This window comes from Vicinamibacterales bacterium (assembly GCA_041659285.1).
Taxonomy (GTDB): domain Bacteria; phylum Acidobacteriota; class Vicinamibacteria; order Vicinamibacterales; family UBA2999; genus 12-FULL-67-14b.
In genome coordinates this window covers 121,055-137,815 of sequence record JBAZYO010000004.1, presented here as the reverse complement: position 1 = coordinate 137,815, position 16,761 = coordinate 121,055, and the positions used below count along the sequence as shown (strand labels likewise).

15 protein-coding genes are annotated in these 16,761 nt (G+C 67.8%); 7 read left to right on the top strand and 8 right to left on the bottom strand.

The window, feature by feature from the left end; translation table 11 throughout:
* Positions 1 to 6 precede the first annotated feature (6 nt).
* Complete coding sequence (locus tag WC815_07705) at positions 7 to 930, bottom strand: methyltransferase domain-containing protein (GenBank protein ID MFA5908645.1); 924 nt, start codon at positions 928 to 930, stop codon at positions 7 to 9.
* A 102-nt stretch (positions 931 to 1,032) separates the two neighbouring features.
* On the opposite strand from WC815_07705, the gene WC815_07700 reads away from it, so the two are divergent.
* Entirely contained in the window at positions 1,033 to 2,295 is a 1,263-nt protein-coding gene (locus WC815_07700; GenBank protein MFA5908644.1) for a hypothetical protein, read from the top strand.
* Positions 2,296 to 2,318: 23 nt separating this feature from the next.
* Here WC815_07700 and WC815_07695 read toward each other — a convergent pair whose 3' ends face one another.
* Genes WC815_07695 through WC815_07685 form a run of 3 tightly spaced genes read right to left on the bottom strand, consistent with a single transcriptional unit; the run spans position 2,319 to position 5,154 of the window.
* Entirely contained in the window at positions 2,319 to 2,708 is a 390-nt protein-coding gene (locus WC815_07695) for a hypothetical protein (GenBank protein MFA5908643.1), read from the bottom strand.
* Positions 2,705 to 3,763 carry a hypothetical protein gene (locus WC815_07690; GenBank protein MFA5908642.1) on the bottom strand — a complete coding sequence of 353 codons (1,059 nt, stop codon included), beginning with the start codon at positions 3,761 to 3,763 and terminating at the stop codon, positions 2,705 to 2,707. The genes WC815_07695 and WC815_07690 overlap by 4 nt, the downstream gene beginning before the upstream one ends.
* Positions 3,760 to 5,154 (bottom strand): hypothetical protein, encoded by a 1,395-nt coding sequence (locus WC815_07685; protein MFA5908641.1) that lies wholly within the window; start codon positions 5,152 to 5,154, stop codon positions 3,760 to 3,762. Before WC815_07685 ends, WC815_07690 begins: the two co-directional genes overlap by 4 nt.
* A 24-nt stretch (positions 5,155 to 5,178) precedes the next feature.
* Between WC815_07685 and WC815_07680 the strand changes: the two genes are divergently transcribed.
* The 3 genes from WC815_07680 to gmd are packed head-to-tail and all read left to right on the top strand — an operon-like array spanning position 5,179 to position 9,783.
* Positions 5,179 to 7,215, top strand: a complete 2,037-nt coding sequence (locus tag WC815_07680) for a glycosyltransferase family 39 protein (GenBank protein ID MFA5908640.1) — start codon at positions 5,179 to 5,181, stop codon at positions 7,213 to 7,215.
* 45 nt (positions 7,216 to 7,260) lie between these two features.
* Positions 7,261 to 8,790 carry a sodium/solute symporter gene (locus WC815_07675; GenBank protein MFA5908639.1) on the top strand — a complete coding sequence of 510 codons (1,530 nt, stop codon included), beginning with the start codon at positions 7,261 to 7,263 and terminating at the stop codon, positions 8,788 to 8,790.
* A 9-nt stretch (positions 8,791 to 8,799) separates the two neighbouring features.
* Complete coding sequence (gene gmd, locus WC815_07670; GenBank protein MFA5908638.1) at positions 8,800 to 9,783, top strand: GDP-mannose 4,6-dehydratase; 984 nt, start codon at positions 8,800 to 8,802, stop codon at positions 9,781 to 9,783.
* A gap of 65 nt (positions 9,784 to 9,848) precedes the next feature.
* Here the strand turns inward: gmd and WC815_07665 are convergent, their stop codons facing one another.
* Entirely contained in the window at positions 9,849 to 10,946 is a 1,098-nt protein-coding gene (locus tag WC815_07665) for an FAD-dependent oxidoreductase (protein MFA5908637.1), read from the bottom strand.
* A 90-nt stretch (positions 10,947 to 11,036) separates the two neighbouring features.
* On the opposite strand from WC815_07665, the gene WC815_07660 reads away from it, so the two are divergent.
* The 3 genes from WC815_07660 to rfbC are packed head-to-tail and all read left to right on the top strand — an operon-like array spanning position 11,037 to position 14,022.
* Entirely contained in the window at positions 11,037 to 12,149 is a 1,113-nt protein-coding gene (locus WC815_07660; protein MFA5908636.1) for a DegT/DnrJ/EryC1/StrS family aminotransferase, read from the top strand.
* 5 nt (positions 12,150 to 12,154) lie between these two features.
* Entirely contained in the window at positions 12,155 to 13,447 is a 1,293-nt protein-coding gene (locus tag WC815_07655) for a nucleotide sugar dehydrogenase (GenBank protein MFA5908635.1), read from the top strand.
* A gap of 38 nt (positions 13,448 to 13,485) precedes the next feature.
* Positions 13,486 to 14,022, top strand: a complete 537-nt coding sequence (rfbC, locus tag WC815_07650) for a dTDP-4-dehydrorhamnose 3,5-epimerase (protein ID MFA5908634.1) — start codon at positions 13,486 to 13,488, stop codon at positions 14,020 to 14,022.
* On the opposite strand, the gene WC815_07645 is transcribed toward rfbC, so the two are convergent.
* Genes WC815_07645 through thiS form a run of 3 tightly spaced genes read right to left on the bottom strand, consistent with a single transcriptional unit; the run spans position 14,004 to position 16,734 of the window.
* On the bottom strand, positions 14,004 to 15,761 hold the full coding sequence (locus WC815_07645) for a hypothetical protein (protein ID MFA5908633.1): 1,758 nt from the start codon (positions 15,759 to 15,761) through the stop codon (positions 14,004 to 14,006). The genes rfbC and WC815_07645 overlap by 19 nt on opposite strands.
* Positions 15,761 to 16,534, bottom strand: coding sequence for a thiazole synthase (locus WC815_07640; GenBank protein MFA5908632.1), 774 nt, complete (start codon positions 16,532 to 16,534; stop codon positions 15,761 to 15,763). Before WC815_07640 ends, WC815_07645 begins: the two co-directional genes overlap by 1 nt.
* Positions 16,534 to 16,734 carry a sulfur carrier protein ThiS gene (gene thiS, locus WC815_07635; GenBank protein ID MFA5908631.1) on the bottom strand — a complete coding sequence of 67 codons (201 nt, stop codon included), beginning with the start codon at positions 16,732 to 16,734 and terminating at the stop codon, positions 16,534 to 16,536. Before thiS ends, WC815_07640 begins: the two co-directional genes overlap by 1 nt.
* Positions 16,735 to 16,761: the final 27 nt, after the last annotated feature.

The window sequence follows — 16,761 nt, the reverse complement described above, 5'->3', positions numbered from 1 at the left end:
CGGGTCCTAGCTTACAGCCGTTGGTTTGACAGCCCGCACGACCCAACCGCGTTGCTGCCCGACACGGACCACGGTGAGGCCTGCACCGGCGGCGAGTTGCGCGGCGCCGTCGCGGGAGTAACGCTCTTCGATCGGCGCCGACAGTCGATCGTACAAGTCGCCCACCATGCCAAACGCATGCGGGCCATGGCGGTAGGGGAACCGGGCAGCCCACGAGAAGTGCCTCGCCGGCAGCGTGCAGAGCACGTAGACCACTGGCGACAGCATCCGGCACAGGCGCATCAGGTGCGACGGGCGCATGCGCGTGGTGATGGCCCGGCCGCTGTTGGCAAGCGCGAGGGCGAGCCGCCAATGCCAGGCGCGATCGGCGAAATCTTCGTACACATACAACAACAACGGCGCGCCGGGCTTCAACGTGCGGGCGATCTCGCGCACGGCGCCGGCCGGATCGGGGGTGTGGTGGACCACGCCGTAGGAGTAGGCGCCGTCGAATGTGCCGGAGGCGAGCGGCAGGCGCAGCAGGTCGGCCTGGACCACGCTGGCGCGCGCCATCCCACGCGTGCGGGCCAGGGTCGTCGCCACTCCGCCGCTGCTCAACTCAACGCCCACCACCTCACACTTCGGATCGAGCGCGACCATTGCGAGGTCTTCGCCGTCGCCGCAGCCGCCATCGAGGATGAGCCCCTCGAGGCGCGGTCCGCCGACCGTGTCGTACATCACCTGCAGGTGATAGGGATACACACGGTCCGGGGGCTTGATCGTGCCTGCTTGCAGGCCCCAGATGTAGCCGAAGTACTGCGCCGTCTCCGACGAATCGTCGGTGAACCTCGGCGCGCCGTCGCGAATCGGATACCGGCGGGCGCAGCCTGTGCACAACAACTGGCCGCTGCCCGCCGCGCTGAGCGCGCTGGCGCAATCGGGGCATCGCAAATGTTGCAGGAGAGAGGTGTGCATCGTCAGTTGGATGGGAGGTCGCTTGCGCAGTTCGCGATGCGCATCGGCGAGAGTGACACCGGTAGGTATACTACCCCAATGTTCCGGGGGCTCCGTGCCGTTCGTCATGGCGTCGTTGCCGCCGTACTCTTCATCGGCGCCGGCCCGGCGCTGTCTCCGATCCACGCGCAGGCACCGCCGGAGGTGCCGACCGTGTCCGTGACGCTGGCACCCGAACACGAGCACTATCGGCCGCGCATCGAGGCGGCGGCCCGCCAGTCCGTTACCCGCTATTCCGAATGGCTGGGCCCGCGTACCGGCGCGACCTTCCACATTGACGATGGTTCCACCGGTGCCGGGCCGGACGGCGAGAAACCGAGGATCACGGTCAGCCTCCCGTGGATCGCGCCGCCGCCAGCCATGGAAGTCGAATCGCTGGTCGCGTTCGAAATCGCGCGCCGGTGGTGGCCGGGTTGGGCGGCAGGCCGGCAGTCACAGCCGATGGCGGACGGCTTGGCGTGGTACCTCCAGAGCCGCGTTGTGCCCGAGCTATACGAGCTGACCTTTCAGCGACCGGCCCACAGTGCCGATGCGGTCCGCTATTTCGGCGGCGCCATTGCGTGGTCGATTCCCTCGCTCGCGCTTGGACGCTGGACGGCGGGACTCGGTCGCGCGGAATTCCTCGATGGCACGAGTGCCGGTCGATGGCCCGGCCGGCCCCGGCGGATTCCCGCCGATGCCGATCCGATGACGGTGCGCGCCGCGCTCGCGTTCGGCACCCTGGAACGATTGGTCGGGTGGCCGGCGCTCGAAGGCGCGCTCGCCACGCTTGGCACGCGTGCCGTGTCTGGCGCCATGACGACGGCCGAGGCCGGGCGGATCCTGTCGGCCGCGACCGGCTATCCGCTGTCGTGGTTCCTGGCGCCTGCCCTGGATCCCACGCGCCATTTCATCTACGCGTTGGGCGCGGTGTCCACTCGCGCGTGTGACGCGGGCCCGTGCCGGCGCACCGAAGTGGAGGTGATCAACCGCGGCACCGCCGCATTCAGCGGCACCGACACCCCGCCAACCGGCGCGTACGGATCGGGCGACGCCCTGGAACTGCGCGTGACCTTTGCTGACGGCCAGTCGGTGTCCGTGCGTTGGGACGGCCGCGCGGCGTCCAAGACATTCGCGTTCGACAGCGCGGCGCCGGCCCAGGCGATTGAGCTGGATCCCTCCCGGGTGTTGTTGCTGGACCGGAATCACCTCGATGATGCGTGGCTGGCGCGGCCACGCACCGGCGTGCCGCTCGCCAAATGGATCGCGTGGTGGCTGATCTGGGTGCAGGACGCCGCGATCAATTACAGCGGGCTGATCTAATCCCGGAATCCTGAACTGCGGGATTAGCGCGGCCCGCCGGTCGCCTGGCGAATCGATCGCGCCATTCTCGCGAGCCGCGAATCTCCCCACCCGGACGCGATCGGATCGGCGGCCAGCGACAACAGCGCCGCGAATACCGCGGCGGCCGCGAACCATATCTTCGGCAACCCGCTGCCAACATAGGCCGGCAGCCACCATTGGCCGGCCAGCAGCCACAGGAGGGCCCACGCGACCGCCGCGCCGCCAAAGCGAAGCCGTTCGGCTGGTGTTCGTGTTTCCCATGCGGTGGTCCCACGCGCTACCGCCTGGCCGGGGCGGGACGCGGCCCACGCGGCGCTCACGGCCTGTAACGACGCCGCGATGGCCCGCCACAGCAGACTCTCTCCGGCAATTGCGAGCAGCCTGTCGTTCACGGCGTCTCCGTCCGGGCGCCCTCGGTGAGCGTGACGCTCTGCACGTATCCGGACACACGATAGCGGTCGGTGGTGAGGGCGAACGGCGCTCCCGGCTTGATCAACTGACCTCGATAGAGCCAGCCTTCGCGCGAATCATCCACGCCCATGTCCAGGACGATCGTGGCCCCGGGTTCCACCACGGTGGCGGCGCGCGTGTCGAGGAACGCGTCCTTGTCGCCCGCGCGGACCAGTCCCGCAGGCGACTCCGCAACCAGGCGCACTGCGACTCGCGCTCTCCGCGCGGGGGTGGTGGGGAGCAGCTCGTAGACGGCGAAATTGAAGTACCGGACTGGTCCGGGCAGCGAGAGCACCATCGGAGTGCGGAGGCCCTCCGGCCGGTTCCCGAGCGCGCACGGGTTGTCCTCGCGCGAGGGGTCGCAACGGAGGGTGAGCAGCGCCGCCCGCTCCTGCTGGCCGGGCACCGGCCGGTCCACGTAGCTGCCCGCCAGGTGCACGCGGTCACGCCCGGGTTGCAGGGGACCGAGCCCCAGGATTTCGAAGGCGGGCACGGGCTGCGGAAAGGCGGCGCCGACCGTTAGTGCTTTGACCAGGTCGGCATCCAGGTTGGTCAGGAAACCCGAGGCCCGAATGAAGGTCGCCTCGCCGATCTGGACCGCGATCGCGCCTCGGGCGCGCGCCACTTCCTGCACTCCGTCGAACAGGATCAAGTCGTGTGCGCCCGGCGACACCGAGCCGACGAGCACGTCCGCCGAGTTTGGGTTCTCGAAGGAGAACGCGAGTGCCTGTGTGCCATCGATCCAGGCGCGCAACATCGGATTGAAGCCGGTTCCCTTGACCTTGAACTTTGCCGTGATCACGCCGCCGACGCCCAGCCGCCGTTCCTGCCGCGAAATCTCCGCCGGTTCGACGCTGTCGATGCGGGGCGTCGCCGGCCGGAACAACAGGTACGTGCCGTAGCCCAGCGGAAGCAGGAACGCGAGAACGGCAAGCGCCGCCGCGTCAACGATGTTGAACCGGCCGAACAGCCGGCCGCGGTTGTCGATCACGCTCACGCTACCGCCCCTTTCTGTGACGCTCGCACATCGCCATCCGGCACGGGGCCGGCCGGTGTCGTGAGTGCCTCCAGGATCGCAATCATACCCAGCACGCCGATCCACAGCAGGAATGGCGTCACCAATCCCCGCAGACGCAGGAGCGTGCCGACGTTGCCGTTCGTCAAGGCCACCACCGCCGCCGTCGGCAGCGCGTAACCGATCAGCATGCTGGTGGTGAGCGGGTCCCGCCGCCAGCCGGTCACGATGCCGAGCGGCAACAACGCCAGCAGGGCGTACCACGCCATGTGCTCAGGCAGGAACGCCAGCTCGCTGATCGTCCGCACCTCCCATGGCAGCGGTGTCAGCAGGAATGACGCCATCGCCCTGACCACGAAGCGGGCGGCCTGTGGTTCGGTCAGTGCCAGGTCCCAATCCGACGGGCTCTGCGGGGTGATGTAGAAGCCCTCGTCCATGAGCTTATACGCGTGTCCCACGGTGAAGACGTGGCCGGCGTGCGTGCGTGCGGTGGACTCGATCGCATCGACGCCGCGTGCCCGCAGCGCGGGTTGCGCCAGCACGACGGCGAGGGCGAGTCCGGCGATCACCGCCATTGTCGCCAACCGCCATCGGGCTATGAACGTGATGCGCACCAGGACGCCGGCGGCCAGCCCGGCGCCGGCGAGCACCAGCGCGCCCCGCCGCAGGTCGTCCAGCAACCAGAGGGCGGCCCCGGCGAGCACGATCAGGCCGATGCGCTCTCGCAGATTCGGGCGTCGGATCATCTGGATGACGCTGCAGAGCAGGGTACTGGAGACCAGGAAATAGAGCGGCTCCTTGAGCAGCGAGACCGACGAGACGAACAGGGACGGCAAGAACAGCAAGGCCACTAGGCCGAGCAGGGCCGCGCCCGATCCAAAGGCGCCGCGGACCACACGGTAGAGCATCCCGGCCCCGGCCACGAACAGGGCGGCGTTGAGCAGTCTCATACTGTAAGGCGTCGGCCCGAACACCACCTGCAGCCAGGTGAGGAGGCTGAGGTAACTGGTGCGGCCGTACTCGTCAGTGGCCACGAAGTAGTCGTAGTTGCCGTGCGAGAAACCGAGCAGGATGTCGCGGCCGCGGATCGCTCTCGACAAATAGTAGGCCTCGTCGCCCGCCAGTCCGCCGATGCTCAGGTCATTGAGGTGGGGTATGTCAGCGAGGAACATGGCGGCGACAAACGCCGCTCTCGCGCTGAAGGCCACCGCGAGGATCAGGATCAACGCCCGTCGCTCCGCGGCCGGCAGTCCGCGGCTGAGCACGACGATGAGGAGCGGCGCGGCCAGCAGCATCCAGGCGGAGAGCGGGGATGCGGCGTACGCGGTGGCCAACAGCAGGCCCACGCCAGAACTCGCAAGCAGGAATGTCACGTGCGCTCGCATATCATAACGCCGGTGTTGAGCGCGCTGTGGTGGACGATCTATCTCGTCGTGCCGGTGGCGGGGTGGGGATTCTGCGACGGTCTGCCCCTGGCCCCGCTCGAAGCGGCCGCCCTGGCGGGCGTGTGGTGGCTGGGCGCGTTCAAGCTGCTGCCGGGCACGCGCGTGGCAGCTGTGGCAGTCGCAATCAAGCTGGCGGCCCTGTTCCTGATCGTGCCGCACGGGTTCGCGGCCACGTACTACGCCAACGCCGCCTTCGCGCCGCCGCATGAGAGCGCCCTGCACTTCCGGAATTCCACGCTCACGCGCACGGATGCCCTGCTCGCGTTCGGCGGGCCTGGCCGGCCGGACCTGCCGCTGCATTTCTTCAACGACTTCACGCGCTTCAACTTCTACCAGCGCGGCGACCCCGACCGGCGCTCGCTCCCGTTCTCGGTGGCGTGGCAGGGTTTCGTCCTGGTCGAAGACGGTGAACGGGAACAGGCCTTCTATTTGACAGGCTCGGCGGTGGCGGCCGAGCTCCTGCTTGACGGCAGTTCGGTGCTGAGACTCAATCCGGGGGCCGGCAGCGTGTCGGCAGCGGCGTTCTATCCGAAGGGGTGGCGCCGGCTCGAGGTTCGGGTTGCCGGTCAGCAAGGCGCGGCCCGCGATTTTGAAGCCGGGATGGTGACCGCCGGGCAGGACGCGCCGTTGGGGCAGGTGCCGGTCTTCGCCGCGCCGATCACCCGGCTGGCGATGCGCGTCGATCGAGCGGCCCGCGTGCTGAGCGTCACCGGGGATGCCGCGCTGCTGTTGCTGCTCACGGGCCTGTGCGTGCGCCGCGCCCGTCACCTGGTGGTGTCGATCCCGGCACGGCACGCCGTCCTGGCGCTCGGGTGGTTCGCCGCGGTCGGCGAAGCCCTGTGGTACGCGTGGCCGTTCGCCGGCCGCGTGGTGATCCAGCTGGGTGGCGACGATCCGCTGACCTATGAAACGCAGGCGCGCGACATTGTCCTGAACGGCCCCCTCATGCTGATGGGCGGGACGGCCGGGCACGCGGAGGCGTTCTACTACCAGCCGCTTTACAGCTACGTGCTGGCGTTGATGCACGGACTCTTCGGCGAAGATCTCTTCGGCGTCGTGTTTGTGCAGCGCCTGCTGCTGTTTGCGACGCTCATCTGCGTCTGGTGGTTGAGCGATCGGCTGTTTGGCGCGCGAACGGCGCGATGCAGCCTCGCCGTGGCACTGGTGTTCTTGTACCTGGTCGTGGATCAACTGAGCGTGGAGCCGTGGGCGCGCCGGTTGTGGACGGAAACGGTGTTCGTTCCACTGATCGCGGCATGGACATGCGCGGTGGTGGCGGTCGCGGCGTCACCGGGCCTGCGGGCGGGGGTGATTGCCGGCCTCGCCGGCGGCCTGGCCGTACTGAGCCGCTCAACGGTCGTTCTCGCGTTGGCGATCGTGCCCCTGTTGCTGGCAGCGGCGCGGCGGCGCCTTCGCCATCCGTGGCAGCCGGTGGCGCTCATGATCGTGACCGCGGGTGCGGTGGTCTCCATGGCGACGGTCCGCAACTGGGTCGCGTCGGGGACGTTCGTGCCGCTGACCACGAGTTTCGCCGTCAACCTGTACTTGGGGAACACGCCGCCCGGCTCCGTGCCGGTCCACGCCGTGACCGAGCATCGGTTTTACGAGTGGTTTGCCCGCGACGACCGTACGCGAATCGCCGTGGAGTTCGCCCGCCACGAACCGCGCGAGTTCGCCCGCAATCTCGGGCGCAAGGCGTTGTACGCGCTCGGGTTCTTCGAGCCGCTCGTCACGGGCGCCGGCGTCTCGGTGGCGCTGATGGTCACGTGGATCGCGGCGCTCGCCGGCGTGATCATCGGCCTGCGCGATGCGGAGGCGTGGGCCGCGCGGCTGCTGCCCCTCGCGGTCAGCGCCAGCCTGTTTGCTGCCGTGGTGCTGATCTTTCCGTCGCACGCCCGGCTAATCCTGCCAATCTACGTCATGCTGTTGCCGTATGCGGCCGTAACCCTCGAGCGGGTCACCAGGCCGTGGTTCGCCTCCTGGAGCTGAGATGTGACCATCGAGTCGTCTTTTCATTTTGCGGATTGGGTGGTCGTGGCCCTGTACCTCGTGCTGATGGCGTACATGGGCTTCTACTTCTCGCGGCGCCAGACCACGCTCGACCGCTACCTGCTCGCGGATCGCAGCATGGGCTGGCTGCCGGTCGGCCTGTCGCTGATGGCGGCGCTCAACAGCGGCATGGACTACCTGATGCAGCCGTCGTCCACGATCCGCTACGGGGCCGTGCTGGTGCTCGGCATCTTCTCGTGGGTGGCGCTCTATCCCTGGGTGTCGCGGATCGTCTTCCCGTTCTACCACCGGCTCGACTTCTACACCGTCTACGAGTACCTGGAGGCGCGCTTCGACGTGCGCGTGCGGACCCTCGCGGCGAGCATCTTCATCGTCTGGCGGCTCGGCTGGATGGCCACCGCGATGTACGTGCCGAGCCTGGCCATCAACGCGGTGACCGGCGGGCAGGTCAACATGAACACGATGACCGTGATCATTGGCGCCGTGGTCACCATCACGACCATGCTGGGCGGCATCCAGGGCGTGATCTGGACCGACGTGGTGCAGTTCTGCGTGATGTTCGGCGGGCTGGCCGCGACGGTCGGCATCGTCTGGACCAGCGTTGACGGCGGCCTGCTGACGATCTGGAACGCCGCCGCCGCGGCCGGCAAGCTCGAGCTGTGGGTGCCGCTCACCGACCCCGCCGCGGTGACCGCGGTCGATCAGATCGGCAGTTTCTTCACGCAGCCGATGACGCTGGTCGCGCTGATGGTGGCGCTGGTGGTCGGCCGCGCGGCGCAGTACACGAGCGATCAGGTGATGGTGCAGCGCCTGCAGACGACCCGCACTATCCAGGAAGCGCGCCACGCCTTCGTGGTCAATGCCGCCGGCGACGCGCTGTGGATGATTGGGCTGTCGTTCGTCGGCCTCGCGCTGTTCGCCTATTTCAAGACCCACGACCTGCCGGCGGAGTTCCAGACCGACAAGCTGCTGCCGTATTTCATGTCCCTGGCGTTTCCTCCCGGCGCCGTCGGGCTGGTGATTGCCGCGATCGCGGCGGCCTCGATGTCCAGCCTCAACTCCGCGATCAACTCCTGCAGCTCGGTGGCGGTCGTGGACTTGTACAACCGCGTCTGGCTGGGGCGGGAGATTCACCGCGGACAGCACACGCCGGCCGAGGAGCGCATCCAGCTGCGGGTGTCGCGCCTGTTCACCGTGTTCTTCGGGACGGTCGGCACGCTGATGGCGATCAACGTGTCGCGGCTCGGGTCGCTCCTGGAGATTGCCAACAAGCTGATCAACGCGTTCACCGGGCCGCTGTTTGGCATCTACATCCTGGCGATGTTCAGCGCGCGCGCGAGCAGCGAGGCGGTACTGGCCGGCGGGCTGGCCGGCGCGTTGGCGTCGTACTACGTGGCCTACCACACGCCGATCGGATTTCTCTGGCCCTCCACGTTCGGCCTGGCCGCGACCCTGATCGTCGGTGCCGTCATGAGCCGGGTCTGGCCGGCCGCCGCCGGCGCGCCGGGACGGCAGTTGACCTGGCGCGCGGTGATGAACCGCTCCGTGGCATAATTGGTGATTGTGGCTGACAAGAAGCGTGCGCTGATCACCGGCATCACCGGTCAGGATGGTTCGTACCTGGCGGAACTGCTGCTCGACAAGGGTTACGAGGTCTTCGGCGTCGTCCGCCGCCTGAGCGCGCCCAACATGTGGCGCATTCAGCACATCCTGGAGCGCATCACGCTGCTGCAGGGCGACCTCCTCGATCAGTTGTCGCTGATCAAGGCCGTGCAACGCTCGCAGCCCGACGAGTTCTACAACCTGGGCGCGATGTCGTTCGTGCCGGCGTCGTGGGACCAGCCGATGCTGACCGGCGAATACAACGCCCAGGGCGTGACCCGTGCCCTCGAGGCGGTCCGCAGCGTCAACTCCAAGATCCGCTTCTACCAGGCCTCATCGAGCGAGATGTACGGCCGCGTGCGCGAAGTGCCGCAGACCGAGATGACGCCGTTCTACCCGCGCAGCCCCTACGGCGTGACCAAGGTGTTCGGCCACTACATCACCGTGAACTACCGCGAGAGCTACGACCTGTATGCGTGCTCGGGGATCCTCTTCAACCACGAGTCGCCGCGGCGCGGCATCGAGTTCGTCACCCGCAAGATCACCGACGGCGTGGCGCGCATCAAGCTGGGCTTGACCGACAAGCTGATGCTCGGCAACCGCGACGCCTGCCGCGACTGGGGCTTCTCGGGCGATTACGTCCGCGCCATGTGGCTCATGCTGCAGCAGGACACGCCGGACGACTTCGTCATTGCCACGGGCGAGGCGCATTCGGTGCAGGAGTTCGTGGAGCTGGCGTTCGCGCACGCCGGGCTCGACTGGGAGAAGCACGTCGGCATCGATCCGCGCTACCTCCGGCCGGCGGAAGTCGATCACCTCATCGGCGACCCGAGCAAGGCGAAGCGGGAACTGGGCTGGGAACCGACCGTGAGCTTCAAGCAGCTCGTGACGATGATGGTGGATGCGGACATCGCCCGCATCCAGTCGGGCCAGCTGATCGCGTAGGTCCGACCGATCGGATGGGTCCGGCTAAAGCCGGACACTACCATCCCGCAATGTGGCGTCCGGCTTTAGCCGGACTTTCCCCAAATCTCCGCCACGCGTTCACCTACGGCCAGGCACGAGGTGAGCCCCGGCGAATCGATGCCCGCCGCCTGGATCACCCGCGGGTTCACCGTGTCCCGCTCGATCAGGAAGTCCGCGAACTTCTTGTCGGGCCCGTGCAGCTTGGCGCGAATGCCGCTGCCGCCCGGCTGCAGGTCCTTCAGCGTCACCCAGGGCAGCAGCCGCTGCGCGGGCTCCACGAACGCCTCCAACCCCAGGCGGCCGCCTTCGTAGTCGTCTTTCGAATCCTGGTAGTGGATCGTCGGCCCGAGTGTCACGCTGCCCCAGGTGGTCTTGGCCAGGTGCACGCCCAGGCCGGCGCCCGAGGCGTGCGGCGGGGGATAGACCAGGCCGTTGACCATGGCGCGGCGCGCCGGCGCCAGCTCGGCGTACTCACCGCGGCACGGGTAGATGGTGAACGCCTGCGCGCCCAGCTGCGCCGACACCACGTCGGCATAGAGCCCGGCGGCGTTGACCACCGTGCGCGCCACGAAGCGTTCGTGCGGCGTGACCAGTTCGATGCCGCCGGCATGCGGCTCGGCGCCGATCAGCGGCGCGCCCACCACCACGGCGACATCGTGATCCCGGCAGAGGTGCTCGAGGGCCTTTACCAGGGCTTCCGCTTCGACAATGCCGGTGTCGGGTGACCACAGCGCCGCCACCGCGCGGACGTTGGGTTCCCTGGCGTGAACAAAGGCCGGGTCCACTTCGATGACGGAGGCGAGGCCGTTGGCGCGGGCCTTCGCGAAGAGCGTCGCCAGCGCCTCGACGTCGTGCTCGTCGGCGGCCACCACCAGCTTGCCGCACCGGGCGTGCGGCACCTGGTGCGCCGGGCAGAACTCGTAGAGCCGGTCGCGGCCCTCGATGCACAACTGCGCCTTCAGGGAGCCGGTCGGGTAGTAGAGGCCGGCATGAATCACCCCGCTGTTGTGGGTGCTGGTCGCGCGGCCGGGCCGCGGCTCGCGTTCGAGCAGGCACACCGAGGCGCCCCGCCTGGCCAGCGCCAGTGCCGACGCCAGTCCGGTGACGCCACCGCCGATGACGGCCACATCCACATCCACCATGGCGACATTCTGCCATGGCCGGCGGGTGCGCTTTCCTCCCGCCGCCGCTGGTTGCGTCGACCCAGCATCGGCATGTAACATTAGGTGTTTGTGACTGTTCCGCTCCTCGACCTCCACGCACAATACGCCCCGCTCCGGCAGGCCCTGCTCGATACCGTCACGCGCGTCTGCGACAGCCAGCGCTTCATCGGCGGCCCCGAAGTCGAGGGCCTGGAACGCGAGCTGGCGGACTACCTGCAGACGCCGCATGCCATCGGCATGTCGTCGGGCACCGACGCGCTGGTCGCGGCGCTGATGGCGATCAACATCGGCCCGGGCGACGAGGTCATCACGCCGACGTATTCGTTCTTCGCGACCGCCGGCGCCGTGGCCCGGCTGGGCGCGACGCCCGTGCTCGTGGACGTCGAGGCCGACACCTTCAACCTCGACCCGGCGGCGACCATCGCCGCCATCACGCCGCGGACCAGGGCCATCATCCCGGTGCACCTGTTCGGCCAGTCGGCCGAGCTCGAGCCCATCCTGGCGGCGGCGGCCGCGAGGAAGATTGCGGTCATCGAAGACGCGGCGCAGGCGATCGGCTGCGTGTATCACGGCAAGCGCGTCGGCAGCTGGGGCGACATCGGCTGCTTCTCGTTCTTCCCGAGCAAGAATCTCGGCGGCTTTGGCGACGGCGGGCTGGCCACGACGACCAGCGCCGAGCTCGCGCATCGGCTGAGGCTGATTCGCAATCACGGCATGGAGCCGAAGTATTACCACCAGATGGTGGGCGCCAACTTCCGCATTGATGCGTTGCAGGCCGCGGTGCTGCGCGTGAAGCTGCCGCACCTGGCGGGGTGGAGCGCCGCGCGCCGCGCCAACGCCGCGCGTTACCGCGCCCTGTTCGCGGAGGCCGGCCTGACGCAGGTCACGCTGCCGGTGGAAGCGCCGGATCGCACGCACATCTACAACCAGTTCGTGATTCGCGTGCCGAATCGCGATGGTCTGCGCGGGCACCTCGACGCCGCCGGCATCGGCAACGAGGTCTACTACCCGGTGCCCTTCCACCTGCAGGAATGCTTTGCCGGGCTGGGCTACCAGGCCGGCGCGTTCCCGGTCGCCGAGGCCGCCGCTCTCACGTCGTTGGCGCTCCCGATCTATCCCGAGCTTACCGAGGCCCAGCAGGCCGCCGTCGTCACCGCCGTCCGGACCTTTTACCGCGGATAAATTTCATGGAATTGTTGAAGAAGATCGAGTCGAAGCAGGCAACGCTGGGCGTGATCGGGCTGGGCTACGTCGGCCTGCCGCTCGCGGTGGAGTTTGCCCGCGCCGGGTTCCAGGTCGTCGGCTACGACGTGGATGCGCACAAGGTCGCCGAGCTGATGGCGGGCCGGAGCTACATTCCGGACGTGTCGTCCGAGCACCTCGCCGAGGTGGTCAAGAGCGGCAAGTTCAAGGCGACCACCGACTCGAAAGCCCTGGCCGCGGCCGACATCATCGACATCTGCGTGCCGACGCCGCTGCGCAAGACCAAAGACCCCGACATGACCTACGTCGTGCAGGCGGTCGATGCGGTGGCCGCCATTCTCAAGAAGGGCCAGCTCATCATCCTCGAGTCCACGACCTATCCCGGCACCACCGTGGAAGTGGTGCAGCCGTCGCTGGCGGCCAAGGGCTTCAAGCCCGGCGTGGACTTCTACCTGGCGTTCTCACCCGAGCGCGTTGACCCGGGCAATCCGCAGTACCAGACCAAGAACATCCCGAAGGTGGTCGGCGGCATCAACGAAGACAGCACCAGGGCCGCGGTCGCGTTCTACGAGCAGGTCATGGACAAGGTGGTGCCGGTGAGTTCGCCGAGCGTGGCCGAAATGGTCAAGCTGCTCGAGAACACCTTCCGCGCCGTCAACATCGGCCTCGTCAACGAGCTGGCGCTGATGTGCCACCGCATGGGCCTGGACGTGTGGGAAGTAATTGACGCGGCCAAGACCAAGCCGTTCGGCTTCATGCCGTTCTACCCCGGTCCCGGCCTGGGCGGCCACTGCATTCCGATCGACCCGTTCTACCTGTCGTGGAAGGCGCGCCAGTACAACTTCGAGGCGCGGTTCATCGAGCTGGCCGGCAGCGTCAACGGCGCCATGCCCGAGTTCGTCGTGCAACGGATTATCGACGCGCTGAACTCGACGAAGAAGTCACTCAACGGCTCGCACGTGCACATTATCGGCGTCGCCTACAAGCGCGACGTCAACGACCTGCGCGAGTCGCCGGCGCTCGAGGTGCTCGAGCTGTTGGCGCACCGGGGAGCCACGGTCAGCTACACCGACCCCTACGTCCCGGCCTTCAAGCATGCCTCGCTCGACCTCCAGAGCGTGGACGAGGCGACCGCGCACGTCGGCGTCGACTGCGGCGTGATCATCACCGACCACAAGGTGTTCGACTACGCGAAGATGGTCCAGAACTTCCCACTGCTGGTGGACACACGGAACGCGCTCAAGGGCGTGGCTGGACCGAAGATCTTCCGCCTGTAGGGCCAGGAGGGCGGCACTTCAGTGCCGCCGGAATGTGAATGAAGTTCACCGAATCACGCGTCCCCGGCGCCTGGATCATCGACATCACGGCGATCCACGACGACCGCGGGTTCTTCGCGATGACGTGGCTGCCCGACGAGTTCCGCAAGCGCGGGATTGAGCCGGCGCTCGCGCAGTGCAACCTCGCCTTCAACCACAAGCGCGGGACGCTGCGCGGCATGCATTTCCAGAAGGCGCCGCACGCCCAGGCCAAGATCATCCGCTGCACCCGCGGCGCCCTGCTCGACGTGATTGTCGACCTGCGCCCCGAGTCCCCGGCCTATTGCCAGTGGGAAGCGGTGGAACTGAGCGCCGACAACCATCGCATGCTCTACATGCCCGAAGGCATCGCTCACGGTTACCTGACGCTGACCGATGACGTGGAGGCGTACTACCATGCCTCGACGCCGTGGGAGCCGAAGGCCGAATCGGGCGTGCGGTGGGACGATCCGGCGTTCGCGATCGCCTGGCCGTTTGCGCCCGCAGTGATCTCCGGCAAGGACGCCGGCTGGCCGGACTACACGCGCGTCGCGTAGGGCCCGCGCAGCAGGAAGGCCGTGAGAGCCAGGGCGACGGCGAGGATGCCGACGCCCGCCCACAGGCCCGGCGGCACGAAGACGAACGCGAACCGGCCGCTCTGTCCCGGCGTCAGCGTCACGCCCGGCATGGCCGCCGCGGTCGGCGTGAAGTCGCCCGCACTACTGCTCCAGCCCTGGGCGTAGTTCTGGTTCAGCGAGATGCGTGCCGGCTCGCTGCCGCCGGCCACCGTGAACTCAATGCGATTTGGCGAGAACGTCGTCGCCATGACCGTCGCCTTGCCGTCGGAGAACACCAGCGGGTGCTCGGCGGTGGCAGTGTGCTGCAACTGCAATGACTCGTAGCAGTGGTAGAACGAGCGGTCGTTCATCAGGGCCGTGAACATCGGCGACCCGCCCCGATACGCATTGGACTCGGCGTCCGTGCGCAGCTCGGTGGGGCCGCCCATCGGCTTGAACGAAACCGCCAGCGGCGCCTCGGAGAACACGTTCTCGAACAGCACGCGATTCCTGGCGATGAGTTGCATCGCCGCCAGGATGCAGGCCAGGGCGAGGAACGTGCGGGCCCGGCCCGTGATCGCGTCAATCCCCATCGTGCGCGCGGCCCAGCCAACCGTCAGGGCCGCACACAAGACGAAGGCGATGCCGTACCGGCTCGGAATGCGGAAGCTCGAGAACAACGGCACGTAGTGGGCCAGGGATGCGGGCGCGAAGCGGCTGAATTCCCCGAGTGACCACACGAAGAACGCCGCGGTCGCGACCGCGAAACCAAGCCCCAGCCAGTAGCCGGGAGTGCCGCGCGCGCCGAATGTCCAGGCCAGGCTGACCACCATCAGGAGCGCGGCGAATTCGCCGATGTAGTTGCCGTACTCGTGCCAGCCGTGGCGTTGCCCAGGAATCCTGGTGCCCTTCATCTGATTCGGGTCCAGGTAGGCGCGCTCGACCATTTCAAGCGTCATTCGATCGGGATGTTCGATCGGCGGCCGCGTGTCCCAGAACTGCTCGCTGGTGACGAACGACACGACGGGCAGCAGCTTGGGGGCGGAGTAGCTGAGGCCGGCGACGCAGCAGGCCGCTCCGAGAAGCAGCGGCCGCCATTGCCGGCGCACGGCCGCCGACACCACCGAGAGCAGCACGACCGCGGCCACGGCCATCGGCAGGACATGCGTGCCGCCGTTGTAGACCATCATCGCCATCGGCACGCCGCCGAGCAGCGCGCCATGCGGCCGTCCGGTCTTCAGCGATTGGAGGAAGAAATACAGCACGAACGGCAGGTAGAAGGCCGGAAGAAACACGCTGTGGCCAGCCAGCAGGTGGATCGCCGGTGCGCCCGACGCGGTGAACAGGGTGGCCAGGAAGAACACCAGGGGCCGCGATCGCAGGCCGACGGTGCGCGCCAGCAGCAGGTGCATGCCGATGAAGCCCAGCCAGTAATGCAGCAGGATGTTGGTCTTCATCGCCAGCGCCATCGGCATGAAGGCGGTCAGCGGATACACCGGACTGAGCAACGCGATCTGCGGGTTCTGCCACAGCACGTTGCCGCCGCAATACCAGGGATTCCAGAACGGCATCTGGCCGTACTCGACGACGTTCTTCAGCACGGCGCCGTAGTAGAAGAGATGCTGATCCCAATCGAAGACGCCGAGCGCGGTGGGCTGGGCGAAGAGTGGCGAGCAGAAGGCGTAGCTGGCGGCCCCGTACAGCGCAAGGATCGCGAGGCGGGGCCAGGCGTTGCGCATCAGGATCCGATGACGCCCTGCAGCGGGCTGCTCGCGGTCGCGTACGACTTCCTGGGGATGCGGCCCGCCAGGTAGGCCAGCCGGCCGGCCTCGACCGCCAACCGCATCGCCCTCGCCATCATGACCGGGTCGGTCGCGCCGGCAATTGCTGTGTTCATCAGCACGCCGTCGGCGCCCAGCTCCATCGCCACCGCGGCGTCGGACGCGGTGCCCACGCCGGCATCCACGATCACCGGCACCTTGGCCTGCTCGCGGATGATGCGGATGTTATTCGGGTTCTGAATCCCGAGTCCCGAGCCGATCGGCGCGCCGAGCGGCATCACCGCCGCCGCGCCCGCCTCGGCCAGCTTGCGGCACATCACCGGGTCGTCGTTGGTGTAGGGCAGCACGATGAAGCCGTCCTTCACCAGCACGCGCGTGGCCTCGAGCAGCCCTTCGTTGTCGGGGAACAGCGTCTGCTCGTCGCCAATCACTTCGAGTTTCACCCAGTTCGACATCCCGGCCTCGCGCCCGAGGTGCGCGGTCCGGATCGCGTCGGCCGCGGTGTAGCAGGCCGCGGTGTTGGGGAGCAGGAAGATCTTCGCAGTGTCGATGTAGTCGAGCAGCGATTCGGTCTTGCGCGAGATGTCGACGCGGCGCACCGCCACCGTCACCATGTCGGCGCCCGAGGCCTCGTGCGCGGCCTTCATGATGGCGTGCGACGGGTACTTGCCGGTGCCTACGATCAGGCGGGAGGCGAAGGTGCGGCCCGCGATTACCAGCGAATCAGTCATTAGCCGCCACCCACGAAATTCACGATTTCAACCTCGTCGCCGTCCTTGATGACCGACGAATCGTAGGCCGCCTTCTTGACCACGGCAAGGTTGAGCTCCACGGCGACGCGGCGCGCGTCGATGTCGAGTTGGGTGAGCAGCGCCGACACGCTCAGCGGCTGCGGTATCTCGTGGGGATCGCCGTTCAACTTGATGGTCATGGCCTGTCCGATCGCGATCGTACCATA